This is a genomic window from Xenorhabdus taiwanensis (assembly GCF_036512875.1).
Lineage (GTDB): Bacteria > Pseudomonadota > Gammaproteobacteria > Enterobacterales > Enterobacteriaceae > Xenorhabdus > Xenorhabdus taiwanensis.
In genome coordinates, this window is sequence record NZ_AP028978.1 from 2,075,945 (window position 1) to 2,102,696 (window position 26,752).

Genomic DNA, 26,752 nt, shown 5'->3' on the forward strand with positions numbered 1-26,752 from the left:
TGGGATTTCCACATGAAAAAATCGTTAGTTGCAGTAAGCGTTGTTGTTGCTCTGGGTGCCGTATGGACAGGAGCATCGTGGTATACAGGTAAGAAACTTGAAGATCGTTTAGATAGCTTCATAAAACAGGCGAACACTGAACTGGTAAAATCGTTTCCTGAAAGTGGCATAGAATGGCAAGCAAAAGATTTCAAACGAGGTATTTTCAGCTCCGATGTCCGTTTGATCCTAACCATCAAGGATGGTGTAAAAAATGCCGATATCCCGCCAAATGAAGAAATCATTTTCAAATCGACAATTGATCATGGGCCATTTCCCACTTCTAACCTGAAGAGATTCAACCTCATACCCCAAATGGCCTCTATCCACGCAGAACTTGAAAAAAATGACGCATTGAAAAAACTCTTTAATATCACAAATGAAAAATCACTGTTTAATTTAGATGCTAAGGTCAGTTATAGCCGTACGCTCTCTGCTAACATTGAGTTAATCCCTATTAATCATACAGAAACGAATGAAAATGGTGACCAACGGGTTCTGTCATTTTCAGGCGCAAAAATCAGTGCCAACGTTAATCATGATCTAAGTGAATTTTCCTTCACAGTCAAAAGTGATGAACTGTCTTTTAGTGACCCTGCCAAAAAAGAGACAATTTCGCTTAAGGGTATTGATTTTAATGGAGATAATAAAAAAGGTAAATTTGATATCTATACCGGAGATCAAAGCTACAGTATTGGCGAATTCAGCATGAATGGAATTCCTAATGAGCCAAATATCGCTCTTAAGGGAATGAAAGTGACATCCAATTTAGGTGAGGATAAAGACCATCTGAACATCAAAATCGTTTATAGCATTGATGGTGTAAAGATTAAGGATATAGAGTTTGGCTCTGGTAAGTTAGCTCTGGGTATGGAAAAACTCGATGGTCAGTCTGTACGTAAATTCACCCAAGCCTATAATGATGCGGCAGAAGCAGCCTTGACTACGGATAAAGTATCTTATGATACAACTTCTCTGGCGATCCTCAGTAACTTACATCTCCTTCTGAATAACAATCCACAATTCAGCATTTCTCCTTTTAGTTGGAAAAACAGCAAAGGTGAAAGTTCAGTAGATTTCAATCTTTCCTTACAAAATATTCCGGAAGATAAAAGTGCATTGCAACTTATGGGACCGGAAGAAATGGCTCGTACTCTGGTTCAGGAATTGACCTTGCACATTAATGTACCGAAAGCCATGTTGATAGAATCTATTGCTCAGTCATTGATGCTAGATGGTCAGGATAAAGCTGCCGCAGAAGCGCAAGCAGAACAACAAGTTCAGATGATTACTCAACAAGGAATTAAATACAAAATCCTTACTGATAAAGACGGCGTCATTGGCCTTAACTTCCATTACGCCAATGATAAAGTCAACTTAAACGACAACGAGTCTAACTTACATCAATTCCTGCTTGATAATGGCCTTGCAGAATAGTGCTTTTACTTTCTTGCCAGCCAACACGTTGGCTGGCTTTTTTATATATAAAATTTGATAATAAGGATAAGAAAATGATTGACATACAGCTTCCACTAACTGATTTACACCGTCATCTTGACGGTAATATCCGTCCTGAAACTATTTTGGATCTTGCTCGTCAACATCATATTCCACTCCCAGCTTATGAGCTGGAAGCATTACGTCCCCATGTCCAGATCATTGAAAATGAACCTAATCTTGTCAGTTTCCTGCAAAAATTGGATTGGGGTGTGACTGTACTTGCCGATTTGGCGGCTTGCCGCAGAGTCGCCATTGAAAACGTTGAAGATGCGGTCAATGCAGGTCTTGACTATGCTGAATTACGTTTCTCCCCGTATTACATGGCCATGAAGCACCAACTTCCCGTTGAAGGCGTCGTGGAAGCAGTGATCGATGGTATTCACTCAGCAAGCCAGCAACATGATATTCAGATTCGTTTAATTGGTATCCTGAGCAGAACATTTGGAGAAAAAGCTTGCACCGAAGAACTCGCTGGACTTCTTGCCCATAAACAACATATCACCGCATTAGATTTGGCCGGTGATGAATTAGGATTCCCAGGCCATCTCTTTGAACAACATTTTATCCGAGCGCGTGATGCGGGCTGGAATATTAGTGTACATGCTGGTGAAGCCGCAGGTGCGGAAAGCATCTGGCACGCTATTCGTGAATTGGGTGCAACGCGTATTGGTCACGGAGTCAAAGCAATCACTGATCCAGCCCTGATGGATTATTTGGCTGAGCATGGCATCGGTATTGAATCCTGCCTGACATCAAACCTGCAAACCAGCACAGTCAGCTCCTTACAAGCTCACCCACTGAAACAATTCCTTGAGCACGGGATTTTGGCATCAATCAATACAGATGACCCAGCAGTAGAAGGGATTGAAATTCGTCATGAGTATAACGTTGCTGCACCAGCCGCAGGGCTGTCTCCAGCGCAGATCCGACAGGCACAGATTAATGGCTTGGCAACTGCATTCCTTAGTGAAGCAGAAAAACAGGCACTGAAAGAAAAAGTCGCCAACCGCTAAGAAACATTATTTATTCTAAATTGTCACAAAGGCAGAAAACTACTCTGCCTTTTTTGTTTTTAGGCGCTGTGCATAACGCTGAGCAAGGACAGCACAAACCATCAGTTGGATCTGGTGGAAAATCATCAGCGGTAACAGCATCACGCCTACCATTGGCGCGGGAAATAATACATTCGCCATTGGAACACCATTAGCCAGACTCTTCTTCGAACCACAAAACACAATAGTGATTTCGTCATCTTTACCAAAACCCAGCAAACGCGAGCTATATACGTTAATTATTAATACGATAGCTAATAAAACACAGCAGACGATCCCAATCATGAAAAGTGAATAAGCATCGATTTTATGCCAGATACCTTCCACTACCGCCTCACTAAATGCAACATAAACCACCAGCAAGATAGAAGAACGATCCGTCATGTTGACCAATTTTTTATGTTTTTCCACCCAACTGGCAATCAGAGGGCGCGATAAGTGTCCAGCAATAAAAGGCACCATCAACTGCAAGATAATATCTTTTATCGCCTTCCAGGTATCAGTTTGGGCTCCTCCTTCATGAGCTTGGATCAAAAAACCAACCAATAATGGCGACAGGAATACGCCTAATAGACTTGAAGCAGAAGCACTGCATATCGCCGCAGCAACATTTCCCCCTGCAACGGAAGTAAAAGCAATAGCCGATTGCACTGTGGCGGGTAAAGCACAAAGATAAAGAAAGCCCATATAAACTGTTGGTGACATCCACTCCGGCACGATGAAACTTAATCCCATACCCAGTATGGGAAACAAAATAAAAGTGCTAGTGAAAATCACCAAGTGCAACCGCCAGTGCCCTATTCCTGCCAAAATGGCATTACGGGATAACTTTGCCCCATGCATAAAAAATAACAACGCAATAGCGGCCGTTGTTAAGTACTGAAACCACTTTTTAGCTTCACCTTCACAAGGAAAAAATGAGGCAATGATAACTACCGTAATCAATATAACTAAAAAAGGATCAATTCTTAATTTCTGCAACACGTTCATCAATATAAGCCCACCCGCCATTGTTTAATTAGTCAATTAAGATTGTGCGTTGTTCTTTTGCCGATTTTTCACCTGCTTCAATAAGCTTCATAATCAAAATAGCTTCGCTGGCCGTCACTGGGTTCGGTTTTCCAAACAAAATCGCATCACGAATAGCAGCATAATAAGCACCATAATTGCCAGGTACAGTAGGAACAACTTTCGTAACCAAGTTATCATCTTGTGACAACGTCACATAACCATCCCGTGCATCATATCCCCAGTCAGCCCGTGGTGGCCTTTCCCCTAACTTTAAACGCTCTTCCTGAGTATCCAACCCATACTTGGTATAACTGCCAGCCATACCATGCAATGTATAAACAGGTGATTCTGCCACTGCGAGCATGGTTGCATGTAACACAACTTTCAAATCAGAATAGGTGAGCTGGGTATGAAAATAATCAGCCGTCTCTGCATTCGGACGCATCATGCCCAAATCTGTTGTGATAGCTTGTGGTTTGCCAAAAAGCTGCACAGCCTGATCCAGTAAATGGGGAGCTAAATCATACCAAATGCCACTACCGGCTCCGGCAGCTTCCCGCCAGCGCTGACGAACAGCGGGACGGTAACGATCAAAATGGGATTCATAATATTTCAGGGCTCCCAATTTATTTTCTTTGATGATTGATTTCACCGTTAGAAAGCCAGAATCCCAACGACGATTATGGAATACAGACAACAATAAATTAGCTTCTTCCGCTTGCTTTTTCAGTGATTGAGCCTGTTCTACCGTAACAGTAAAAGGCTTATCAACGATGACATGTTTACCTGCCGCCAAAGCCTTTTGTGCTAATGGATAGTGAGTATCATTGGGTGTTGGGATCACAATAAGGTCAATGTTGGGATCAATGAAGAGTTCTTCTGGAGAGGAAACGACTGATATTGTTGGCCAGTCTTTTTTAACTTTATCTGCATCACTGCTGGAAATGGCAACCAATTCAATATTGGGTGTTCCTGCAATCAATGGAGCATGGAAAGTTTTACTTGCATAACCATAACCTACCAAACCAACTTTTAAAAAATCACTCATAACTGCCTCTAAAAAATGAACATAATATCGTAAACGAGTAATCAGGCATCAGAAAGTATCACCACCTCTCACACGTTAGCAAATAATCTTAATTCCAGTACTACTCTCTTTTTCCTATAATCATTTTCCTAATATCAAAGACACTCATGATGGAGTGAAAACTTTTTATGTATCAGTCCAATGATTATTATCGTATTAATGGCTGGTTATTAGCGCCTGCCGCATATCTGCTTATGACATTAATCGCTGCTAGTTTGATGTTATTGCTATATATAATGACGTTTATCCATAAAAACGAGGCTATTAATCAAATTGGTGGCAATTTTACCGCCTTGTGGTATACCTCAGTATTAACCACGATAATGATGTGGTGTTTTACTGTATGGGTATTGAAGCTACTTTTTATTCGTTCGCGGCGATTTCCTCGTATTTTTATTATTTGGCTGATGGTTTCCGTGCTGATAGCGATAAAAACTTTTGCCTTTTCTCCTATTTCTGATGAAATGGCAATACGTTCCCTATTATGGTCATTACTGGCTGCTGCTGTTTTCATTCCTTATATTAAACGCTCCCATCGGGTGAAAATGACTTTCACACAAGATCGATAACATACCCCACAATTGATTGTTATCATTGCCCCGCTTCCCCACATTCAGGTGGGGAATTTCTACTCAAACTACGTAAGCAGTGTTCCATTTTCCAATATCTTATTTTCAGGTATAGCAATGACTGAATACCTTTTGTTATTTATTGGCACAGTCCTGGTCAATAACTTTGTTTTAGTAAAATTTTTGGGTCTATGCCCATTTATGGGAGTATCCAAAAAACTTGAAACCGCCATCGGTATGGGACTAGCCACAACTTTTGTTCTTACCCTGGCTTCTATTTGCGCATGGCTGGTAAACACACTTATTCTTGTCCCGCTTGATTTGGTTTATTTGCGAACTCTGAGCTTCATTCTCGTTATTGCGGTTGTCGTTCAGTTTACGGAATTGGTCGTCCGCAAAACCAGCCCGACGCTTTATCGCTTGTTAGGAATTTTCTTGCCACTGATTACAACTAACTGTGCTGTACTTGGTGTTGCATTACTGAATGTCAACCAATCCCACGGTTTTTTACAATCTGCTGTATATGGTTTCAGCGCTGCCGCGGGTTTTTCTCTCGTTATGGTGCTGTTTGCCGGCATTCGGGAACGTCTGGCCGTTGCCAATATTCCTGTCCCTTTTCGTGGTTCATCGATAGGACTTATTACTGCCGGGTTAATGTCCCTTGCATTTATGGGCTTTAGTGGTTTGGTGAAATTCTAATGATGTCATTATGGATTGCTATCGGCGTGTTAAGCATACTCGGATTAGCCTTTGGCTTAATTCTTGGTTTTGCTGCCCGTCGTTTTAAAATAGAAGAAGACCCGATTGTTGAAAATATCGATAACCTGTTGCCTCAGAGTCAATGTGGACAATGTGGTTATCCCGGTTGTCGCCCCTATGCGGAAGCGGTTGCCAATAATGGCGAGATGATCAATAAATGCGCTCCCGGTGGAGAGCAAGTTATGATCAAACTCTCTGAATTGCTGGGTGTTGATCCACAACCGTTGGATGGCGACGATAGCGTTCAAAATCCAGCCAGAAAAGTTGCTTTCATTGATGAAGAAAATTGCATAGGCTGCACAAAATGCATTCAGGCTTGCCCTGTAGATGCCATTATTGGTGCAAACCGTGCCATGCACACCGTTGTTGAAGATCTCTGCACAGGCTGTGACCTCTGTGTCGCACCTTGCCCAACAGATTGCATTACGATGATTCCCGTTGCTACTACTACCTCAAATTGGAAGTGGGATTTAAACACCATTCCAGTAAAAAATATTCCCGTAACACCAGACCCCACTTTGTTCTCTCTTGCTAAGCCTGTTGAGGTTAAAACTCATGTTTAATCTGCTCAACTTGTTTAACAAAAATAAAATCTGGGATTTTGATGGTGGTATCCATCCACCAGAAATGAAACTGCAATCTAGCCGTACCCCATTACGCCATGCTCCATTGCCGAATGAATTAATCATCCCCCTACAGCAACATTTGGGACCAGAAGGTGAACTGCTGGTTAAAGTGGGTGATAATGTGCTGAAAGGTCAGGCCTTAACGTTTGGAATGGGCAGAACAGTACCTGTTCATGCTTCCACATCCGGGACAATTATTGCAATTGAACCTTGCGTCACAGCACACCCTTCCGGGCTGAAAGAGTTGTGTGTCCGGTTGCGTCCTGATGGTAAAGATCAATGGGGAGAACGCAACCAAGTCGCTGATTATACGATTCTCGATGCCAATAAAATATTGCAACGCATTCAACAAGCCGGTATTGCTGGCTTAGGTGGCGCTGGCTTCCCTACTGAAATAAAACTTAAAGGCGGACGAAACAATCTCAGAACTCTGATCATCAATGCGGCTGAGTGTGAACCCTATATCACCGCTGATGACCGTTTAATGCAGGAACATGCGGAAGAAATTATTGCAGGTATCCGTATTTTGATACATTTGCTTAATCCAAAGCAGGTATTGATCGGTATTGAAGATAACAAACCTGAAGCAATCCATGCCTTAAACACAGCACTTAATGGTGATAAGTTCATCATTATGCGCGTCATTCCAACAAAATATCCCTCTGGTGGTGCCAAACAACTGACCAAGATCCTGACCGGAAAAGAAGTACCTTCTGGCGGTCGCTCTTCTGATATCGGCGTTCTTATGCAAAACGTGGGGACAGTTGTGGCGATAAAACGAGCCATTATTGATGGCGAGCCGTTAATCGAACGTGTAGTTACACTAACAGGTGAAGCTATCACTTCTCCCGGTAATTTCTGGACTCGTCTCGGCACACCCGTTCACTTCCTGTTACAACAAGCCGGATTTAACCCAGGATCAGAACAAATGGTCATTATGGGTGGGCCATTAATGGGATTCACTTTGCCTGATTTGAATGTCCCTATCGTCAAAATAAGTAACTGTATTCTTGCACCTTCGGTACAAGAAATGGAACCCAAAGTCATTGAAGAAGCGTGCATTCGCTGCGGCCTATGCGTTGAAGCATGCCCTGCCGGATTGTTGCCACAACAACTGTACTGGTTCAGTCGAGGACAAGAACATGAAAAGGCCAAAAATCATCATTTATTCGACTGTATTGAGTGTGGCGCTTGTGCTTATGTATGCCCAAGTAACATTCCCCTGGTTCAATACTACCGACAGGAAAAAGCTGAAATATGGGCGATAGAAGCAGAAGCACGCCGCTCTACCGAAGCTAAGGTACGTTTTGAAGCCAAACAGGCACGTCTGGAACGGGAAAAATTGGCGCGTGAAGAACGCCATAAGAAAGCGGCTGTTCAAGTAAATAGCAGTGATAAAAGTGCCGTACAAGATGCTCTTGCCCGTGCGAAGGAAAAACAGGAAAATACTGGCGAATCTATCATTGTGCAAGCAGGCCAATTACCTGACAATACAGCCGCAATTGCAGCACGTAAGGCCAGAAAAGAACAGTTGCGTGCTCGGCAGGCAGAAAAACAAATTACTGCAAGCTCAGATATAGAAAAAAATACATCAACATCGGTTGAAGACAATGATCCGCGTAAAGCTGCCCTCGCCGCTGCAATAGCAAGGGCAAAAGCAAAAAAGGCAGCACAAAGCAGAGAGGTGACAACGTCACCAAAGGAACCTCAACAAAATAGCGCGGATGATAAACAAGATCCTCGCAAAGCGGCTGTTGCAGCAGCTATCGCTCGCGCCAAGGCCAAGAAAGCCGCTCAAAACCAGACTGAATCGACTCCACCACAGGTTATTTCCAAAGCGCCAGAAGAAACTGATCCTCGTAAAGCGGCTGTTGCGGCGGCTATCGCCCGCGCCAAGGCCAAGAAAGCCGCTCAAAACCAGACTGAATCGACTCCACCACAGGTTATTTCCAAAGCGCCAGAAGAAACTGATCCTCGTAAAGCGGCTGTTGCGGCGGCTATCGCTCGCGCCAAGGCTAAGAAAGCCGCTCAAGAAGAACAAAGAATTACAACAGAATAGTGAAATTTATCGATGAAATTTAGGCCAGTAAAAACTGACAACAACCAATTAAAAGTCGCAAGTTCGCCTTTTACACACAATCAAAAAAGCACTAACCAGATCATGCTTTGGGTGGTTTTAGCTGCCGTACCCGGTATCGCTGTCCAGACCCATTTTTTTGGCTATGGAACATTGTTCCAAATTTTGCTAGCTGTCATTACCGCATTGTTAGCTGAATCTGCTGCTATCGCATTGAAAAAACAACTAATACTTCCCTATCTCAAAGATAACTCTGCTTTAGTGACAGGATTGCTTTTAGGTATCAGCCTGCCACCATTAGCGCCATGGTGGCTAATCGTACTCGGCACATTTTTTGCTGTCATTGTTGCTAAACATCTGTATGGCGGACTTGGGCAAAATCCGTTTAATCCTGCCATGATTGGTTATGTCGTTCTGTTGATTTCATTCCCTGTACAAATGACCAGTTGGATGCCCCCAGAATCTTTACAAGTATTCACTTTAACACCATGGGATAGTCTGGTGGTCATTTTCACAGGACATACTTCAGATGGCTCGACTTTGTTACAGCTACAACAAGGTATTGATGGATTAAGTCAAGCAACACCGCTGGACAGTTTCAAAACCGGCAGATTGACTCACAATATTGATGAAGTATTGCAACAACCTATATTACAAGGAGTATTAGCAGGCATTGGCTGGCAATGGGTTAACGTTGCCTATTTGGTTGGCGGCCTGATTATGCTCAACCGAAAAATTATTAACTGGCAAATCCCAACTGCATTTATTTTGTCACTGGGTATTTGTGCATTGCTCAGTTGGCTCTTTGAGCCTACTCGTTATTCACCACCTTTATTGCAACTCTTTTCCGGTGCAACCATGCTGGGCGCATTTTTTATTGCGACTGATCCAGTCAGCGCAGCAACAACACCAAAAGGTCGTTTGATTTACGGAGCTATTATTGGTGGGCTTATTTGGATAATTCGTGTTTATGGTGGTTATCCTGATGCTGTTGCCTTTGCGGTATTACTGGCAAACATATGTGTACCACTTATTGACCATTACACCCAGCCTCGTGCTTACGGCCATAAATAGGAAAAGGGAAAATACTATGTTAGAAACTATGCGTCGTCACGGTATTACCCTCGCAATTTTCGCGGCTTGTACGACAGGGTTAACAGCAATGGTTTATTCATTAACAAAGGAGCGGATCGCCGAACAGGCAGCTTTGCAGCATAAGGTATTGCTGGATCAAGTTGTTCCTCCTGCTTTATACGACAATGATCTGCAAAATGAATGCTATCTGGTGACAAACAATGCATTAGGTAATGAACTGCCTCACCGTCTTTACCTCGCTCGTAAAAAAGGCATTCTGGTCGCCGCTGCGTTAGAAAGTACGGCCCCTGATGGCTATTCAGGCGCAATTCAATTACTGGTTGGCGCTGATTTTTCTGGTAGTGTACTGGGGGTTCGAGTAACTGAACACCATGAAACACCCGGTTTGGGAGACAAAATTGAGACCAAAATTTCCAATTGGATCTATGCCTTCTCCGGTAAAAAAGTCATGTCAAAGGATGATCACAATTGGGCGGTCAAAAAAGACGGCGGAGAATTTGACCAATTTACCGGTGCAACCATTACACCACGTGCTGTTGTCAATGCCGTTAAACGGACCGCTCTTTATCTGGAAACCGTGCCGACACAACTTTCTTCCCTGACAACTTGCGAAGAGAAATAATCATGAATGAAACTAAAAATCTATTTATTCAGGGACTATGGAAAAATAACTCCGCATTGGTCCAGCTTTTAGGGCTTTGCCCTTTATTGGCTGTTTCCTCCACGGCGACCAATGCTCTGGGATTAGGATTAGCGACAACACTGGTTTTAATGAGTACCAATATGGCAGTATCCGCATTACGTCGCTGGATACCTCATGAAATCCGTATCCCAATTTATGTAATGATAATTGCGTCTGTTGTCAGTGCCGTTCAGATGTTAATCAATGCCTTTGCTTTCGGACTCTATGAATCATTGGGTATTTTTATCCCCCTGATTGTGACCAACTGTATCGTGATTGGTCGTGCTGAAGCCTACGCATCAAAGAATTCTATCTATCATTCAACGATTGATGGCCTTTCAATGGGGCTGGGAGCAACTTTCGCCTTATTTGTATTGGGTACTATGCGAGAAATTTTGGGAAACGGGACTATTTTTGATGGAGCGGATTTGTTGCTGGGTAGTTGGGCTAAATCACTACGTATTGAAATAATTCATCTGGATTCTCCTTTCCTGCTCGCTATCCTGCCTCCAGGTGCTTTTATCGGATTAGGTTTGATGCTGGCAGGAAAATATATCATTGATGAACGCATCAGACATCGGGCAGAAAATAAAGAACGCCAATATAACGTAGAAAAAGGCTGTGGAAGCCATATCACAAGAAGCTGAAGAGTAACCAGATATGAATCAACAAAAACGGATTGAGATACTCACCCGTTTACGGGATAACAATCCACATCCAACTACTGAGCTGGTGTTCAACACTCCATTTGAGTTACTCATTTCCGTATTACTGTCTGCACAAGCTACTGATGTCAGCGTGAATAAGGCAACGGCAAAACTATATCCCGTTGCCAATACTCCGCAGGCAATCCTTGATTTGGGCGTTGATGGTTTAAAGGAGTATATAAAAACCATTGGGTTATATAACACTAAAGCTGAAAACGTGATCAAAACTTGCCGGATATTGCTGGAAAAACACCAGGGAGAAGTACCAGAAGATCGCGCGGCGCTGGAAGCATTGCCAGGTGTCGGTCGAAAAACTGCTAACGTTGTTTTAAATACTGCTTTTGGTTGGCCAACCATTGCCGTTGATACACATATTTTCCGCGTCAGCAATCGAACCCAATTTGCCCCAGGGAAGAATGTTGATGAAGTCGAGAAGAATTTATTGAAAGTTGTGCCAGCCGAATTCAAGGTTGATTGTCACCATTGGTTGATTCTGCATGGTCGCTATACTTGTATTGCTCGTAAGCCGCGCTGTGGCTCTTGCATTATTGAGGATCTTTGTGAATATACGGATAAAATCGAATAATAAAAAATCTTAAATTTCTATTTGTCTGTCTTCTATACAATCCATTATAGGAGACAGACTGAAAAAGCCATATCACGGTTGTTCCTGCCCTGTTGAAATTTTTGAATAGATTAAGGTGAATTAAGTAAGTTGGTTGTGTGGTTTCAATAGTATGTTGTAACTAAATATCTCTTTTTCAAATGTTATCCAATACACGGATGAGGCTGTTATAAAACTAACAACACTGCTGTATCCGTGGATATTTTGGCCTTACACCACAGTTTTTCCTGTTTTGATAAGATGTTACTTGCTCCATACCCTCGATTCGCGTAAAACTGTTGTCCAAAATTATCAATAATAACTCCATATTCTCTTGATATTATGTTTCAAAATAATCCGCTGCTTGCGCAGCTAAAACAGCAACTTCATGCCAAGACCCTGCGTGTAGAAGGTTTAGTCAAAGGAACTGAGAAAGGTTTTGGATTTTTAGAAGTCGATGGCCAAAAAAGTTATTTCATTCCACCTCCTCACATGAAAAAAGTCATGCACGGTGATCGGATTACCGCTGCTATCCACACAGATAAAGAGAAAGAAATTGCCGAACCAGAGTCTCTGATTGAACCCTTCCTGACCCGTTTTGTAGGAAAGGTCCAGAAGAAAGAAAATGACAACCGACTGTGGATTATACCTGATCACCCATTATTAAAAGACACTATCCCTTGCCGCCCAGCAAACCACGTTGACCATACCTTTGAAAATGGCGATTGGGCCGTAGCTGAAATGCGCCGACATCCCCTGAAAGGCGATCGTAGTTTTCATGCCGAAATCACTGGCTATATTACGCAAGGTGATGACCACTACGCACCATGGTGGGTAACATTAACTCGCCACGAACTGGAACGCGAAGCGCCAGCGATGACGGATTGCCAGTTGGATGATAGTTCTATCGAACGCATCGATCTGACAGCGCTTGATTTTGTCACTATTGACAGTGCAACAACCGAAGATATGGATGATGCCCTGCACATCACCAAAAATGATGACGGCAGTCTAAAACTTTCTATTGCAATTGCCGATCCCACTGCTTATATCAAAGCGGATAGCGAACTGGACAAAATTGCCTATCAGCGTAGTTTCACCAATTACCTGCCAGGTTTCAATATCCCAATGCTCCCTCGTGAGCTATCCGATGACCTATGTTCTCTGCGCCCTAATGTACGCCGCCCTGCCCTGGTTTGTCAGGTTTCAATTTTCGAAGATGGTCAATTGGGTAATGATATTCAATTTTTCTCTGCTTGGGTTGAGTCTAAATTTAAGCTGGTTTATGACGAAGTTTCAGACTGGTTAGAAGGCCAAGAAGGTTGGAAACCAGAATCAGCCGCCGTGACTAGCCAAATCACCCTTCTGAAAGAGATGTGTGAACGCCGCAATAACTGGCGTCTACAAAACGCTCTGGTTTTCAAGGAACGCCCTGATTATCGCTTTATCCTTGATGAAAACGGCCATGTTGTTGATATCGTTATTGAACAGCGCCGTACAGCTAACCGCATTGTCGAAGAAGCCATGATCGCAGCAAACTTATGTGCAGCTAAAATTCTGCGTGATAAGTTAGGCTTTGGTATTTATAACGTCCACACTGGCTTTGAACCTACCCAGATTGAGCAAGTCGTTGAAGTTCTCAAGGAAAACGGCATTGAAGCTAATGCCGAAGCATTACTGAATCTGGAAGGATTTTGCGAATTGCGCCGTGAACTGGATAAACAACCAACCCAATTCCTGGACAGTCGCATCCGCCGTTTCCAAACGTTTGCGGAAATCAAAACAGAACCAGGTCCACACTTTGGTTTAGGATTTGATGCATACGCAACCTGGACATCCCCTATCCGCAAATACAGCGATATTATCAACCACCGTTTGTTGAAAGCAATTATCCAACAAGTGGAGATGGAAAAACCCACTGAAGATTTTTGTCTGCGATTGACAGAGCGTCGCCGAGCTAACCGCATGGCCGAGCGTGATGTTGGTGATTGGCTCTATGCCCGTTTCTTGCAGCCTCATGCTGGTACAGATAAAACATTCCCAGCAGAAATTATCGATATCACCCGTGGTGGCCTGCGAGTTCGACTGGTAGACAACGGTGCTATCGCTTTCGTTCCTGGACCATTTTTGCATGCTGTTCGTGATGAACTTCAATGCAGCCAAGAAACAGGTTCCGTGTTGATCAAAGGTGAGATTGTTCACCGCTTGAATGACATCATTAATGTCCGTATTGAAGAGGTCAGAATGGAAACCCGCAATATTGTGGCACGTCCTGTATAAGCTAATCTTACAAATAATTTCTATAAAGCATCTCTGCCGCCATTTATGGCGGCAGTTTTGTAATAACAATAGAGCATCCCTATAAGGACTTCCACATGCTATTTTCTTCGGTAAACCGAGTAGGTTTCGCAACTGCCCTCGCTTCGTTACTTGGTATATTATTCACTTTTCCAGCTAGTTCCACTGTTCATAACAATCAAATTTCTCACCAGCATGAAACACCATCTGGCAAGACAAATAAGATCATCCATCAGCTTTCCATATTGGAGAAAAATGCCAATGGCCGGCTTGGTGTGGTATTGATAGATACATCTGATCATTCCACCATCGCCTACCGTGCAAACGAACGTTTTCCTCTATGCAGCACCAGTAAGCTGATGGCGGTATCCGCTATTCTGCAAAAAAGTGAAACAAATACTCACCTGTTAAATCAACGAGTTCACTATCAACAATCAGATCTTGTTGAATACAGCCCAATTACGGAAAAACATCTCAAAGAGGGAATGACCTTAGGAGAGTTGAGTGCAGCAGCACTGCAATATAGCGATAATGCAGCTATGAATTTGCTTCTTAACCAATTAAATGGCCCAAATGAAGTGACACGCTTTGCCCGTATTATCGGTGACAATTCTTTTCGCCTCGATCGCTATGAACCTGAATTAAATACCGCTATTCCAGATGATGAACGTGATACTTCTACACCTCAAGCTATGGCAAAAAGTTTATATAATTTGGTGTTGGGCGATGCCCTAGCTACAACACAACGTGAACAATTAGCTGAGTGGATAAAAGGCAATACAACTGGCGGCGCCAGCATTCGTGCGGGAGTACCCAAGGATTGGATTGTAGGTGATAAAACAGGTCGTTGTGATTATGGTACAACAAATGATATCGCGGTAATTTGGCCCGTATCCAACCGCGCACCGTTGGTTTTGGTGACCTATTTTACTCAGCCAGATAACAAAGAAGCCAGTGCTCGTCCTGACGTATTGGCAGCGGCTGCCCGTATTGTGACACCGTATTAATGAATGAGTTCAATTACCAAGCTACGCAGTTTATTGGCTGCATAGCTTGTAGATAGCAAACTGGATTTAGCCTCCAGCCAGTTTTACTTTCATGCCTTTTGCTTCCAGCAATTGCTTCAGTAAGTCGCGTTTATCGCCTTGAATCTCAATTTCGCCCTCTTTGACAGAACCTCCACAGCCACATTTTTTCTTCAATTCGGCTGCTAACTTAGCCAAAGTTTGGTCGTCAGCATCTATGCCCGTAATCACACAAACACCTTTCCCTTTACGGCCACTGGTTTGGCGCTGGATACGTACAATACCATCACCTTTCGGACGAGAAGGCTTTACTTTTTCCTCCTCCTGAATGCGGCCACCATCCGTCGAATAAACCAAGCGAGAGTTATTATTCATGAATGATTCCGAGAGATTGGTTAATCTGCTGTAGTGCTAATGTCGGATTTTCTGAGCGGGTAATTGGACGCCCGATCACCATATAATCCACCCCAACCTGAACCGCCTGAGGAGGTGTCATGATCCGGCGCTGATCTCCCGCTTCTGTACCTTCAGGACGAATACCTGGGGTAACAAGCTGGAATGTTTGTCCACATACAGCTTTTAATTGCTGTGCTTCATGGGCTGAACAAACTACGCCATCTAAACCACACTGTTTTGTCAATAATGCCAAACGCTCCGCATGTTGCGCTGGAGTTATATCAATGCCTGTGCCTAATAAATCAGATTGCTCCATACTGGTCAACACTGTCACCGCAATCAACAGAGGCGCATCCTTACCGTAAGCCAGCAATGCTTCTTTAGCTGCTGTCATCATTCTCGCACCACCACTTGCATGAACATTAACCATCCACACACCTAATTCTGCGGCAGCAGCAACCGCCCTTGCCGTTGTATTGGGGATGTCGTGAAATTTAAGATCCAAAAACACATCAAAACCACGCTGATGCAGCGCCTGAACAAATTGCGGGCCATACAGTGTAAACATCTCTTTGCCCACTTTCAGACGACAGGAGTGTGGATCAATCTTGTCGACAAATGCCAGTGCTGCATTCTGATTGTCATAATCCAGTGCAACAATAACAGGTGAGTCAATCTGTTTATCTAAAGTTTGAACTGCGTGGGAGATCATTTTTAGGCCCTTTGATTTACTAATTAAATTGAATTATTTATAAACTTTAATCACTAATGAATAGCAATATAATAGTGACAGTGTCACTGACCATCCAACCCTCGGATCGGTTTAATAGAGTCCCAAGAACGACATGATGGACAATGCCAATATAACGAATGGGAAGTAAAGCCACATTTATGGCATCGATAATCAGGTTTTGTGCGGATTTGCTCACCTACCATATTGCGCAAAAGAATCAGGCTTTCTTTAGCGCGTCCTTCTTCCGCTTCCGTCATATGGTAATCCATCAGACGGTAAAATAATCTCATTGTTGGATGGCGTTCCAACTGACGGTTAATGAAGTTTTGAGCAACCTCACGCCCTTCTTTCTTCTCAAGGATATCAGCCATATGAAGTTCAGCGATCGCACCACAATTTTCTTCCACACAACGCTGTACAAAAGCTTGCCACTCATCTGGTTGAGACAAATGTTGGTAACATTGCTGCAGCATTGGCAAAGATTCACTGACTAATTGTTTATCCTGCTCAAGAATGCGTTTCAACGCATTGGTCGCTTTAAGATATTCCCCCTGAGCCATATAAATACGACCAAACATAATAGAAGCACGGGCACAATTTTTGTCTGCTTGAGCCGCTTTATTCAAATAGCTAATCGCAGAAGTAAAATCATCATTACCCATACATTGCAGAGCCAACTCACAGTAGAAATGGGCAATTTCTTCCCGAAAATGGTGTTTACCCAGTTTTACGAGTTTTTCAGCGATATCAATGGCTTTATTCCAATCACTGGTTGACTGATAGATGGTTATCAAGGAATTAAAGGCATTTTCACGGAAGTCAGTTTCGTCAACTAACTGAACGAACATGTTCTCTGCACGATCATAGACTCCAGCAGCCATATAATCTTGCCCAAGTTGCTGGATCGCAAGCAAACGCTGTTCAAATGTCAGGGAAGCACTTTCCATCAGGGACTGGTGAATACGGATGGCTCTTTCAACTTCACCACGGGAGCGGAAGAGATTTCCCAATGTCAGGTGAGCCTCAAATGCAGAGCTATCTTCTTTCAGCATATCAAGAAATAAATCTACCGCCTTATCTTGCTGATTGGAGAGCAAAAAATTAACACCATCAACATATTCACGCGAAAGGCGATCAGCCGATTGTTGTTTATCTTGTTGAGCACTTCTGCGCCCCATATACCAGCCATAGGCGGCAGCAATGGGAAGCAACAGAAACAACAGCTCTAACATAGAGAATTATTCCTTGTTTAATGCTACGGTAGATACGACTTTTTTGGATGATTCAGATGATTGTTCCACTTGAGTTTCCAGTCGCTTGATTTTGCGTTTCGCATGGCGCAAAGAAACACAGGCGCGTAGGTAAAAAAAACCACAAACTCCCCAACCGAGAATAAAGCCAACAGCAAACAACGCAGCCAGCAATGTGGATACAGAGTAATCACCTTTAGCAATCAAATAATTAAACGTCACTATCTGATTATTATTTGCTCCCAGCGTCACTGAGATAACAAAAACAACCAGTGCCAGTAATAAGATCAGAAAATATTTCACATTTCTTCCTGTTATCTATTGTTGCTGATTGGTTATGCCAAATAACAGACATAGTGGCGTGTTAAATTAGCATTTCTCGTCTACACACGTCTACGTAAAGGAAACAATTTATTGCAATAAACGCTAATTTTCCTCTTCTTGTAATAAAGACATCTGTAAAAATCTGCCTATAGTTTAGCATGTTAATATATTTATCATTAAAGGACTCGATGCTTTATATTCATGCCCACTAATAATTTCTGTTACAATGCTTCGGCGTGCATGCGTTGTAATCAGAGAAAATTTTTACGTAGTTTTAGCTGATTTCTCAACCGGTATTGTTCTGATATCGCAATATTTATAACGAGTTAAATCAACATATGAATACAAAAATACAGCTAAAACGAGTAGCTGAAGCAAAATTACCTACGCCATGGGGCGAGTTTTTAATGATTGGATTTGAAGAAATCAAAACAGGCCGCGATCATGTCGCTCTTGTTTTCGGTGATATTTCTGGTGATGAGCCTGTATTATCGCGCATCCACTCAGAATGCCTCACTGGAGATGCATTATTCAGCCTAAGATGCGACTGTGGTTTTCAGTTAGAAGCTGCTCTTTCGCAAATTAGTCAGGAAGGCCGAGGTGTTTTGCTCTATCACCGCCAGGAAGGTCGCAATATTGGCCTGCTGAATAAAATCCGTGCCTATGCTTTACAGGATCAAGGGATTGATACTGTTGAAGCCAATCATCAATTAGGTTTTGCTGCCGATGAAAGAGATTTCACCCTGTGCTCAGACATGTATAAAGTTTTGAACATTAATACAATTCGTCTTCTTACTAACAACCCTAAAAAAGTTGAAATCATGATAAAAGCAGGTATTAATATCACCGAACGTGTTCCATTGATAGTAGGACGTAATTCCCAAAATGCTCACTATTTGGATACCAAAGCCAACCGAATGGGCCATCTGCTGTCCAAATAAAACTAAAAGTTTTCTAATTACTTTCTGTAAAATATAAAAAACTGCGTCGGTGTGGGCGCAGTTTTTATTTCTAAATGCAATTTTTCAGTTTCTTATCATTTAAGCATATTACGAATCACATAATGCAAAATACCATCATGATAGAAGTAAGACAGTTCTGTTCCCGTATCAATACGACAACGGGTATCAATCATAATTTCCTGTCCATTGGTATAGGTAACTTTCACTGTAATTGTCTGCCCAGGCTGAATATTAGATAATCCTGTAATATCAATTCGCTCCTCACCCGTCAGGTTTAAGCTCTTGCGACTAACGCCTTGAGGAAATTCCAATGGCAAGACACCCATACCAATCAAGTTAGAACGGTGAATACGTTCAAAAGACTCTGCAATCACAACCCTGACTCCCAATAGTCTTGTTCCTTTTGCAGCCCAGTCACGGCTTGATCCTGAACCATATTCTTTCCCCGCAATAACGGCTAATGGTATTTTTTCTTCCTGATAACGCATAGCTGCATCATAAATAGCAAGTTGGGATTGTGAAGGAATATGCCGGGTATAACCTCCTTCAACCGATACCATTTCATTACGAATACGAATATTGGCAAACGTTCCTCGCATCATCACTTCATGATTGCCACGCCTTGAGCCATAAGAGTTAAAATCTTTTGGAGCAACACCATGTTCTTGTAAGTAACGTCCGGCAGGACTGTCAGCCTTGATATTTCCCGCAGGGGAAATATGATCCGTCGTGACTGAATCCCCCAAAATCGCCAAAACGTGAGCCTGATGAATGTCTGTAATTGGTTTAGGCTCAGCCATCATATCACTGAAGAAAGGCGGATTGCGTATATAGGTGGAATCCGGCTGCCAAGCATAAGTTGCTGAACTTTCGACGCTCAGGGATTGCCAATTTTCATCACCATCAAACACAGAATCGTATTCTTTATGGAACATTTCGGTCCTGACTTTTTCAATCGCTTCTGCAACTTCTGTACTATCAGGCCAGATATCCTTCAAGTAAACATTATTACCTTGTTGATCTTTTCCGATAGGTTCTCGCGTCAGATCCTTTTTCATACTGCCGGAAAGCGCATAAGCCACCACCAGCGGCGGCGAGGCCAGCCAGTTAGTTTTCACTAGGGGATGAATACGCCCTTCAAAATTGCGGTTACCGGAAAGCACAGCGCCAACGGTTAAATCAGCTTGCTTGATTGCAGCTTCAATAGGATCAGGTAATGGCCCAGAATTACCAATACAGGTAGTACAACCATACCCCACCAGGTTAAAACCCAATTTTTCCAGATATGGCATGAAACCTGCCAATTCTAAATAACTTGTCACAACTTTCGAACCAGGAGCTAGTGAAGTTTTAACCCATGGTTGACGCTGCAAACCTTTTTCAACCGCTTTTTTGGCAAGTAATCCCGCCGTCATCAATATGCTGGGGTTAGAGGTGTTTGTGCAAGAGGTAATGGCAGCAATCACCACGTCACCATCTTGCAATGAAAAAGGCTGGTTATCTAAAGTCACTGATACTGCTGATGAGTGCTCTTGCGTTTTATGGATATCCAATTCCATGGCAGACTGAAAAGCCTGTGGTACATTTCCCAATGCAACCCGGTCTTGAGGACGTTTCGGCCCAGCTAAACTTGCTTCAACTGTCGACATGTCCAACTCCAGGGTACTGGTAAAAATAGGCTCATCCCCCGTATTACGCCATAATCCCTGAGTTTTGCAATAAGCTTCAACCAAAGCAATTTCTTCTTCATGGCGCCCCGTTAAGCGCATATAGTCCAATGTAATGTCATCAACAGGGAAGAAACCACAAGTCGCACCATATTCAGGAGACATATTGGCAATAGTTGCCCGATCTGCCAACGGCAAATCAGATAATCCATCACCATAAAACTCAACAAATTTGCCCACAACACCGTGCTTACGCAGCATTTGTGTCACAGTCAGTACAAGATCAGTTGCTGTTATCCCTTCTTGCAATTTTCCGGTCAGTTTAAAACCGACAACATCTGGGATCAGCATGGAAACTGGCTGCCCCAGCATTGCTGCCTCGGCTTCAATTCCCCCTACGCCCCACCCCAGAACGCCTAACCCATTAATCATAGTTGTGTGAGAATCCGTTCCGACCAACGTATCAGGATAAGCAAAATCCTTACCATCCTGATTTTCATACCAGACGGTTTTACCTAGATATTCCAGGTTAACCTGATGGCAAATTCCCGTTCCGGGAGGGACAACGCGGAAACGATTAAAAGCCTTCTGTCCCCAACGCAAGAACAGATAACGTTCATAGTTACGTGCCATCTCTATCTGGACGTTTTCTGAAAATGCCTGTTTAGTGCCAAATTTATCAACCATCACCGAATGATCAATCACCAAATCAACAGGGGATAATGGATTAACCTGTTCTACATTTCCACCAAGTCTCAACACAGCTTCCCGCATTGCAGCAAGATCAACGACAGCCGGCACACCTGTAAAATCCTGCATAAGTACGCGGGCGGGGCGATAAGCAATTTCTCGGTCTGCATGACCGGTTTTTTGCCATTCCACCAGCGCCTGCAAATCATCTTCCACAACTGATTCACCATCAACATTGCGCAAGAGATTTTCGAGCAGAACTTTCAGTGACTTTGGCAGGTGGGATATATCGCCCAATTGTTCAGATAACAGAGGTAAACTGTAATAGTGATAGGTTTTACTGCCAGTGGATTTGCTTCCAATCGAGAGCGTTGAAGCACAGTCCGTTTTCAATTTAAACGACATAACTCCTCTCCTTTCTTATTATTGATGGTCAGCTAACATTAACCATAACATATAAGCAACTATTTGTTATTCCGTCACCACACATTTTGCTAACTGGCTGTAAATCCTCATTTATTGATAAATTTTAATGATGACACCATTAAAGTAGATATGTTTTATTCACGCCATAAGAGTTTGATTGAATTGACTCTAAAGTTTCTACGCATTTCTGGCTAATAGGTTTCAAATTTCAATTTGAAACCTGAAAGTATATTCAGGATACTCAATACGTTTATTAGAGATTGGAGGTAAAATTATGGATACAGAAAAAAACAAAGAATACCAACATTACCTAAGCCATATAAAACAAGCTGATCAGTTTTTTTCGGCTGGTATTAGCATTAGAGATAAATTTTCCTTGTCGGATTATCAACTTAGTGATGCAGACGGCCTTGTTCAATTTATTATTACTTCAAATATTGTCGACAAAGGCAGTGTCATACAGAAAATGAATGAAATCAAAAAAATACAGATCGCCCTTTCTTCAATAGCCGCCGATTATATCGCCAAATATACCAGTATTCATGGCAAAGAATATAAGACTGACATTCAATTTTGGGGAGATATCATGGCAAAACTGCCATTGATGAGTATCATGAATGTCGAAAGTCAAACCTACCAACATGAAATGAAAGGAGTTTCTATTGCAACAAATTTACTTCAACTCATCATGGATATTATTTTAAATGCAAGCTCTCCAAGCCTGAAAAGCTTTTCCGATTTTTTGCAAAAACAAGGTGATGCTATAAGGCTGGGTTTAAAACGGAATGGAGATCATTATTCCACCCTCACATTAGCCAGTGTTATTGAAGCAATTGGCGTTGAAGATCGGGTCATGTATGTCCCTAAAATAAAACTCTATAAAATAGATTTTGACAGAACCAACTCAGAAGTGACGTCAAACTGCGCTTCTAGCGAGAATATTAATGTTGAATTCACTTACTCCTCTTGTATTTCCTTATTTAATTATCAATCGCTAGAAAATCACGAAGTTAAAATAGCTTTCGATAATTTCATTCTCAAAAACCAAAAATCTTCAATCGAAAATTCTGACCATTTTTTCAGTGGTGAATTTAATACATTGATCCCAAAAGGGACATAAAATAAAAGATCAACCACCTGCCTGCTGTTTGGAGGTGGTTTAATCTTCTTGACACTATCTATCTTATTTATATCTATTTTGCTGATATTAAATATCTTCTTATACTATCGGCAGTTCGATATCTTTGAACATTTCTTCGATTTCTTCACTGGAGCGTAATGCAATGGCTTTATCCACGACATCACGCGTCAAATGTGGCGCGAAACGCCAAATAAAATCATACATATAACTGCGCAAAAAACTACTGCGTCGAAAGCCAATTTTGGTAGTGCTGTAACCGAATTGATCACGCATATCAATACGCACTAAATCACTGTCCTTAACAGGTTCTACAGCCATACTGGCAATCACACCAACCCCTAGCCCTAACCGCACATAAGTTTTAATCACATCAGCATCTGTTGCTGTAAATACGATTTTAGGTTTCAAACCAACCCGATCAAAAGCAACATCCAACTCAGAGCGGCCAGTAAAACCAAACGTATAAGTTACAATCGGATATTTAGCCAGTTCTTCAATCGTCACATTCTCTCTACCAGCAAGAGGGTGATCTTTCGTCACCACAATAGAACGGTTCCAATGATAACAAGGCAACATAATCAGATCGCTATAGAGATGCAGTGCTTCTGTTGCTATCGCAAAATCACTATTTCCTTTGCATACCTCTTCCGCAATTTGCGTTGGAGAACCTTGATGCATATGCAATGATACATTGGGATAACGCTCAATAAAGCCCTTAATAACAGGAGGTAAAGCATATCTTGCTTGTGTATGGGTCGTCGCTATATATAAAGAACCACGATCGGGATAGGTATGTTCACTGGCAACAGAACGAATTGAATCAATCTTTGACAGAACCTCACGTGAAATACGGACAATTTCTTCACCAGCCGGAGTCACGTGCGTCAAATGTTTACCACTACGAGCAAATATCTGAATCCCCAGCTCATCTTCGAGCATCCTGACTTGTTTGCTGATCCCCGGTTGAGAGGTATACAACCCTTCTGCTGTAGAAGATACATTTAGATTGTGGTTAACCACCTCTACAATATAACGCAATTGCTGTAGTTTCATATCAGCACTGTCCCTAATAATCAAATGTATGAACGTTTTGTAGTTTAACCAATTTCTATATTGCTAATGGTTACTCACTTATAACTATATAGAATATATATTTATGAGAATATAACCACTATAACACTTGCTATATATTTATATAACAAATAATTAAGTTGAGTAACTATTATCAGGCACCTGTTGCAGATATATTGTGTTTTAATTTTGTTGAAATACAAAAAAAGCCAGTCCATAGAACTGGCTTTTTAGAAAGAAAAGTTACATTTTCCACAAAAAAAGAAATATCTCTCTAAATATATTTCTATGAATTATACCCCATAAATGAAGATATAATGCACAAATTTATCTTAAAGATCGATTACTTTTCTTTCACAACCCAAGCTCCTTCAACAAAAAATGCGCTCCATCCGGTTGCCTTACCATTTTTCTCTGACGAAACGTATTGCTGTTTAGTTTTACGGCTAAAACGAACAACTGTTTTATGCCCTTCTGGATCAGCAACAGGCGCTTGCGCTAAATAACGCAATTTTTCCGGCAAGCGATCTTTGAACCGAACAAGCTCTTCAACCAATGGTGCCCGTGTTTCGCGAGATTTAGGAAAGGTGTTGGCTGCTAAAAATACCCCTGCTGCACCATCACGCAGAACAAAGTAGGCGTCCGATTTTTCACATGCCAGCTCAGGTAACGGAACCGGATCTTCTTTCGGTGGCGCCACTTCCCCATTACGCAAAATTTTACGGGTATTTTTACATCCTTCGTTTGTACAACCCATGTATTTACCAAAACGCCCCATTTTCAGGTGCATTTCTGAACCGCACTTATCACACTCAACTATTGGACCGTCATAACCCTTAATGCGGAATTCACCTTCTTCAACTTCATAACCATCACACTCAGGGTTATTACCGCATACGTGCAATTTACGCTGGTTATCAATCAAATAACTGTCCATCGCTGTACCACAATTTCTACAGCGCCGACGGGCACGTAATGCATTGGTTTCAGCATCATCCCCTTCCAGGATATTCAGGATTTCATTTTCCGGGATAAGGTTAATCGTCTGCTTACATCGCTCTTTAGGTGACAATGCGTAACCAGAACAGCCAAGAAATACCCCTGTTGTCGCAGTACGAATTCCCATTGGACGGCTACAAGTCGGGCACCCAATCGAGGTAATCACCATCGGGTTCGGGCGCATTCCGCCTTCATTTGGCTCTTTACTGGCGACATCAAGCTGTTCACTGAAATTGGAGAAAAATTCGTCCAAAACGCCTTTCCAATTTGCTTCATTGTTAGCTACATGATCGAGCTGGTCTTCCATTCTTGCTGTAAAATCATAGTTCATCAATTCGTTGAAATTTTCTTCCAAACGATCATTGACAATCTCACCCATTTTCTCTGCATAGAACCGCCGGTTTTCAACGCAAACATAACCCCGCTCTTGAATGGTTGAGATAATTGATGCATAAGTCGATGGACGACCAATTCCACGTTTTTCCAATTCCTTGACCAGGGATGCTTCACTGAAACGCGCAGGTGGTTTTGTAAAGTGCTGGCTTGGTATCAACTGTTGCAAATCAAGCTCTGTCCCCACCTCCATGATCGGCAAAGTATTATCTTCATCTCCTTTGCGCAAAATCGGCATGACTTTTGTCCAACCATCAAAACGCAGAGTACGGCCTTTAGCACGTAACTCAAAATCACCAGCCTGAACGGTCAGTGTTGTGGAATCATATTTCGCAGGCGTCATCTGACAAGCAATAAATTGACGCCAAATCAACTGATACAATTTTTGAGCATCAGTTTCCATATCTTTCAATTCTTCTGCCATGACATTAACATCAGAAGGTCGAATCGCCTCATGAGCTTCCTGAGAGTTTTCCTTGCTGCTGTAAACATTGACACTTTTCGGCAAGTATTCATCACCAAAATGGTTACTGATATAACCACGAACCATTTCCAACGCGTCCTGACTCAAGTTAGTCGAATCGGTACGCATATAAGTGATATACCCAGCTTCATATAAGCGTTGCGCCATCATCATGGTTTTTTTAACCCCAAATCCAAGCCGTGTACTTGCAGCCTGTTGCAATGTTGAGGTAATGAATGGTGCACCTGGCTTACTCGATGTTGGACGATCTTCACGTTCAATCACTTTGTATCTTGCTTTTTCAAGCAGAGATACTGCTGACTGCGTTTGTTGCGCATTTACGGGTTTAAATGATTTTCCCTTCTCATGAGTCACTTCCATATGGAGAGAGATATCACCCTTAGCCATTAAATCCGCGTGCAGTTGCCAATATTCTTCCGGCACAAATGCCTTGATTTCACGTTCCCGCTCAACCACAAGACGAACTGCGACAGATTGCACCCGCCCTGCGGATAACCCTCTGGCAACTTTTTTCCACAATAGTGGTGAAACCATGTAACCTACCACGCGATCCATAAAACGGCGCGCTTGCTGGGCATTCACACGGTCAAGATTCAATTCACCCGGATTATCAAAAGCCTGTGTGATTGCATTTTTGGTAATTTCATTGAATACAACTCGGCTGAAACGGGATTCATCTCCACCAATCACTTCTCGCAGGTGCCATGCAATGGCCTCCCCTTCGCGGTCAAGGTCTGTTGCAAGATAGATATGATCGGCTTTTTCAGCCAGCGTTTTCAGCTCTGAAACAACTTTTTCTTTGCCTGGCAAAATTTGATAATTTGCTTCCCAACCATGATAAGGATCGACGCCCATACGAATGATCAGCGCCGTTTTCTCATCTTTTTTTGCTTTCTTTTTATTCTTATCGGTAGATGAGCTTGAACTCTTTTGACTCACTGTTCCACTCGTCGGCAAATCACGGATATGACCTACACTAGATTTTACAACGTAGTCATTCCCCAGATATTTATTGATTGTTTTGGCTTTTGCCGGGGACTCCACTATAACAAGAGCTTTAGCCATAGTTACCTTTACCTAATTAT

23 protein-coding genes are annotated in these 26,752 nt (G+C 42.4%); 14 read left to right on the forward strand and 9 right to left on the reverse strand.

Going from position 1 to position 26,752, the window contains the following annotated elements:
• The first annotated feature begins 12 nt into the window (after positions 1 to 12).
• A complete protein-coding gene (locus ACE1SE_RS09340; RefSeq protein ID WP_374050657.1) occupies positions 13 to 1,476 on the forward strand; it encodes a YdgA family protein in 1,464 nt (487 codons plus the stop codon).
• A gap of 74 nt (positions 1,477 to 1,550) precedes the next feature.
• Positions 1,551 to 2,552: an adenosine deaminase gene (add, locus tag ACE1SE_RS09345; RefSeq protein WP_374050658.1), complete on the forward strand. Its 1,002-nt coding sequence runs from the start codon at positions 1,551 to 1,553 to the stop codon at positions 2,550 to 2,552.
• A gap of 39 nt (positions 2,553 to 2,591) precedes the next feature.
• Here the strand turns inward: add and ACE1SE_RS09350 are convergent, their stop codons facing one another.
• Positions 2,592 to 3,581, reverse strand: coding sequence for a bile acid:sodium symporter family protein (locus ACE1SE_RS09350; protein WP_374050659.1), 990 nt, complete (start codon positions 3,579 to 3,581; stop codon positions 2,592 to 2,594).
• 28 nt (positions 3,582 to 3,609) lie between these two features.
• A complete protein-coding gene (locus tag ACE1SE_RS09355) occupies positions 3,610 to 4,650 on the reverse strand; it encodes an oxidoreductase (protein ID WP_374050660.1) in 1,041 nt (346 codons plus the stop codon).
• A 167-nt stretch (positions 4,651 to 4,817) separates the two neighbouring features.
• On the opposite strand from ACE1SE_RS09355, the gene ACE1SE_RS09360 reads away from it, so the two are divergent.
• The 10 genes from ACE1SE_RS09360 (at position 4,818) to bla (ending at position 15,113) form a co-directional block, all read left to right on the forward strand.
• The gene (locus ACE1SE_RS09360) at positions 4,818 to 5,258 is read left to right on the forward strand and encodes a DUF2569 domain-containing protein (RefSeq protein ID WP_374050661.1); all 441 of its coding nucleotides are present in this window, start codon (positions 4,818 to 4,820) and stop codon (positions 5,256 to 5,258) included.
• Between the two features lie 117 nt (positions 5,259 to 5,375).
• Entirely contained in the window at positions 5,376 to 5,957 is a 582-nt protein-coding gene (rsxA, locus tag ACE1SE_RS09365; RefSeq protein ID WP_374050662.1) for an electron transport complex subunit RsxA, read from the forward strand.
• Positions 5,957 to 6,580, forward strand: coding sequence for an electron transport complex subunit RsxB (gene rsxB / locus ACE1SE_RS09370; RefSeq protein WP_374050663.1), 624 nt, complete (start codon positions 5,957 to 5,959; stop codon positions 6,578 to 6,580). The genes rsxA and rsxB overlap by 1 nt, the downstream gene beginning before the upstream one ends.
• Positions 6,573 to 8,702 (forward strand): electron transport complex subunit RsxC, encoded by a 2,130-nt coding sequence (gene rsxC / locus ACE1SE_RS09375; protein WP_374050664.1) that lies wholly within the window; start codon positions 6,573 to 6,575, stop codon positions 8,700 to 8,702. The genes rsxB and rsxC overlap by 8 nt, the downstream gene beginning before the upstream one ends.
• Positions 8,703 to 8,714: 12 nt before the next feature.
• Positions 8,715 to 9,794, forward strand: a complete 1,080-nt coding sequence (rsxD, locus tag ACE1SE_RS09380; protein WP_374050665.1) for an electron transport complex subunit RsxD — start codon at positions 8,715 to 8,717, stop codon at positions 9,792 to 9,794.
• Positions 9,795 to 9,810: 16 nt separating this feature from the next.
• Positions 9,811 to 10,437: an electron transport complex subunit RsxG gene (rsxG, locus tag ACE1SE_RS09385; RefSeq protein ID WP_374050666.1), complete on the forward strand. Its 627-nt coding sequence runs from the start codon at positions 9,811 to 9,813 to the stop codon at positions 10,435 to 10,437.
• A 2-nt stretch (positions 10,438 to 10,439) separates the two neighbouring features.
• Positions 10,440 to 11,144 (forward strand): electron transport complex subunit E, encoded by a 705-nt coding sequence (locus tag ACE1SE_RS09390; protein WP_374050667.1) that lies wholly within the window; start codon positions 10,440 to 10,442, stop codon positions 11,142 to 11,144.
• Positions 11,145 to 11,157: 13 nt separating this feature from the next.
• The gene (gene nth, locus ACE1SE_RS09395) at positions 11,158 to 11,790 is read left to right on the forward strand and encodes an endonuclease III (RefSeq protein WP_374050668.1); all 633 of its coding nucleotides are present in this window, start codon (positions 11,158 to 11,160) and stop codon (positions 11,788 to 11,790) included.
• Between the two features lie 360 nt (positions 11,791 to 12,150).
• A complete protein-coding gene (locus tag ACE1SE_RS09400) occupies positions 12,151 to 14,088 on the forward strand; it encodes an exoribonuclease II (RefSeq protein ID WP_374050669.1) in 1,938 nt (645 codons plus the stop codon).
• A gap of 95 nt (positions 14,089 to 14,183) precedes the next feature.
• Positions 14,184 to 15,113, forward strand: a complete 930-nt coding sequence (gene bla / locus ACE1SE_RS09405; RefSeq protein WP_374050670.1) for a class A beta-lactamase — start codon at positions 14,184 to 14,186, stop codon at positions 15,111 to 15,113.
• Positions 15,114 to 15,179: 66 nt separating this feature from the next.
• Here the strand turns inward: bla and yciH are convergent, their stop codons facing one another.
• The 4 genes from yciH to ACE1SE_RS09425 form a co-directional block, all read right to left on the reverse strand.
• The gene (yciH, locus tag ACE1SE_RS09410) at positions 15,180 to 15,506 is read right to left on the reverse strand and encodes a stress response translation initiation inhibitor YciH (RefSeq protein WP_374050671.1); all 327 of its coding nucleotides are present in this window, start codon (positions 15,504 to 15,506) and stop codon (positions 15,180 to 15,182) included.
• Positions 15,499 to 16,239, reverse strand: a complete 741-nt coding sequence (gene pyrF, locus ACE1SE_RS09415; RefSeq protein ID WP_374050672.1) for an orotidine-5'-phosphate decarboxylase — start codon at positions 16,237 to 16,239, stop codon at positions 15,499 to 15,501. The genes yciH and pyrF overlap by 8 nt, the downstream gene beginning before the upstream one ends.
• An 83-nt stretch (positions 16,240 to 16,322) precedes the next feature.
• Positions 16,323 to 17,492, reverse strand: coding sequence for a lipopolysaccharide assembly protein LapB (gene lapB, locus ACE1SE_RS09420; RefSeq protein ID WP_374050673.1), 1,170 nt, complete (start codon positions 17,490 to 17,492; stop codon positions 16,323 to 16,325).
• A 6-nt stretch (positions 17,493 to 17,498) separates the two neighbouring features.
• Positions 17,499 to 17,813: a LapA family protein gene (locus tag ACE1SE_RS09425; protein ID WP_374050674.1), complete on the reverse strand. Its 315-nt coding sequence runs from the start codon at positions 17,811 to 17,813 to the stop codon at positions 17,499 to 17,501.
• Between the two features lie 371 nt (positions 17,814 to 18,184).
• Here ACE1SE_RS09425 and ribA point away from each other — a divergent pair, with 371 nt between their 5' ends.
• Positions 18,185 to 18,775 carry a GTP cyclohydrolase II gene (ribA, locus tag ACE1SE_RS09430; RefSeq protein ID WP_374053633.1) on the forward strand — a complete coding sequence of 197 codons (591 nt, stop codon included), beginning with the start codon at positions 18,185 to 18,187 and terminating at the stop codon, positions 18,773 to 18,775.
• A 95-nt stretch (positions 18,776 to 18,870) separates the two neighbouring features.
• Here ribA and acnA read toward each other — a convergent pair whose 3' ends face one another.
• A complete protein-coding gene (gene acnA / locus ACE1SE_RS09435) occupies positions 18,871 to 21,558 on the reverse strand; it encodes an aconitate hydratase AcnA (RefSeq protein ID WP_374050675.1) in 2,688 nt (895 codons plus the stop codon).
• Between the two features lie 295 nt (positions 21,559 to 21,853).
• Here acnA and ACE1SE_RS09440 point away from each other — a divergent pair, with 295 nt between their 5' ends.
• On the forward strand, positions 21,854 to 22,699 hold the full coding sequence (locus ACE1SE_RS09440) for an Evf family palmitoylated virulence factor (RefSeq protein ID WP_374050676.1): 846 nt from the start codon (positions 21,854 to 21,856) through the stop codon (positions 22,697 to 22,699).
• Between the two features lie 99 nt (positions 22,700 to 22,798).
• Here the strand turns inward: ACE1SE_RS09440 and cysB are convergent, their stop codons facing one another.
• A complete protein-coding gene (gene cysB, locus ACE1SE_RS09445; RefSeq protein ID WP_374050677.1) occupies positions 22,799 to 23,773 on the reverse strand; it encodes an HTH-type transcriptional regulator CysB in 975 nt (324 codons plus the stop codon).
• 361 nt (positions 23,774 to 24,134) lie between these two features.
• On the reverse strand, positions 24,135 to 26,732 hold the full coding sequence (gene topA, locus ACE1SE_RS09450; protein WP_374050678.1) for a type I DNA topoisomerase: 2,598 nt from the start codon (positions 26,730 to 26,732) through the stop codon (positions 24,135 to 24,137).
• Between the last annotated feature and the right edge of the window lie 20 nt (positions 26,733 to 26,752).

Excerpts from the sequence above, each read along its gene's own strand:
- ACE1SE_RS09355 (WP_374050660.1), bottom strand. The coding sequence starts at position 4,650 with ATGAGTGATTTTTTAAAAGTTGGTTTGGTAGGTTATGGTTATGCAAGT.
- rsxC (WP_374050664.1), top strand. The coding sequence starts at position 6,573 with ATGTTTAATCTGCTCAACTTGTTTAACAAAAATAAAATCTGGGATTTT.
- bla (WP_374050670.1), top strand. The coding sequence starts at position 14,184 with ATGCTATTTTCTTCGGTAAACCGAGTAGGTTTCGCAACTGCCCTCGCT.
- ACE1SE_RS09390 (WP_374050667.1), top strand. The coding sequence starts at position 10,440 with ATGAATGAAACTAAAAATCTATTTATTCAGGGACTATGGAAAAATAAC.
- topA (WP_374050678.1), bottom strand. The coding sequence starts at position 26,732 with ATGGCTAAAGCTCTTGTTATAGTGGAGTCCCCGGCAAAAGCCAAAACA.
- lapB (WP_374050673.1), bottom strand. The coding sequence starts at position 17,492 with ATGTTAGAGCTGTTGTTTCTGTTGCTTCCCATTGCTGCCGCCTATGGC.
- rsxD (WP_374050665.1), top strand. The coding sequence starts at position 8,715 with ATGAAATTTAGGCCAGTAAAAACTGACAACAACCAATTAAAAGTCGCA.
- ACE1SE_RS09350 (WP_374050659.1), bottom strand. The coding sequence starts at position 3,581 with ATGAACGTGTTGCAGAAATTAAGAATTGATCCTTTTTTAGTTATATTG.
- cysB (WP_374050677.1), bottom strand. The coding sequence starts at position 23,773 with ATGAAACTACAGCAATTGCGTTATATTGTAGAGGTGGTTAACCACAAT.
- ACE1SE_RS09360 (WP_374050661.1), top strand. The coding sequence starts at position 4,818 with ATGTATCAGTCCAATGATTATTATCGTATTAATGGCTGGTTATTAGCG.
- acnA (WP_374050675.1), bottom strand. The coding sequence starts at position 21,558 with ATGTCGTTTAAATTGAAAACGGACTGTGCTTCAACGCTCTCGATTGGA.
- rsxG (WP_374050666.1), top strand. The coding sequence starts at position 9,811 with ATGTTAGAAACTATGCGTCGTCACGGTATTACCCTCGCAATTTTCGCG.
- rsxB (WP_374050663.1), top strand. The coding sequence starts at position 5,957 with ATGATGTCATTATGGATTGCTATCGGCGTGTTAAGCATACTCGGATTA.
- nth (WP_374050668.1), top strand. The coding sequence starts at position 11,158 with ATGAATCAACAAAAACGGATTGAGATACTCACCCGTTTACGGGATAAC.
- add (WP_374050658.1), top strand. The coding sequence starts at position 1,551 with ATGATTGACATACAGCTTCCACTAACTGATTTACACCGTCATCTTGAC.
- ACE1SE_RS09440 (WP_374050676.1), top strand. The coding sequence starts at position 21,854 with ATGGATACAGAAAAAAACAAAGAATACCAACATTACCTAAGCCATATA.
- pyrF (WP_374050672.1), bottom strand. The coding sequence starts at position 16,239 with ATGATCTCCCACGCAGTTCAAACTTTAGATAAACAGATTGACTCACCT.
- ACE1SE_RS09340 (WP_374050657.1), top strand. The coding sequence starts at position 13 with ATGAAAAAATCGTTAGTTGCAGTAAGCGTTGTTGTTGCTCTGGGTGCC.
- rsxA (WP_374050662.1), top strand. The coding sequence starts at position 5,376 with ATGACTGAATACCTTTTGTTATTTATTGGCACAGTCCTGGTCAATAAC.
- yciH (WP_374050671.1), bottom strand. The coding sequence starts at position 15,506 with ATGAATAATAACTCTCGCTTGGTTTATTCGACGGATGGTGGCCGCATT.
- ACE1SE_RS09400 (WP_374050669.1), top strand. The coding sequence starts at position 12,151 with ATGTTTCAAAATAATCCGCTGCTTGCGCAGCTAAAACAGCAACTTCAT.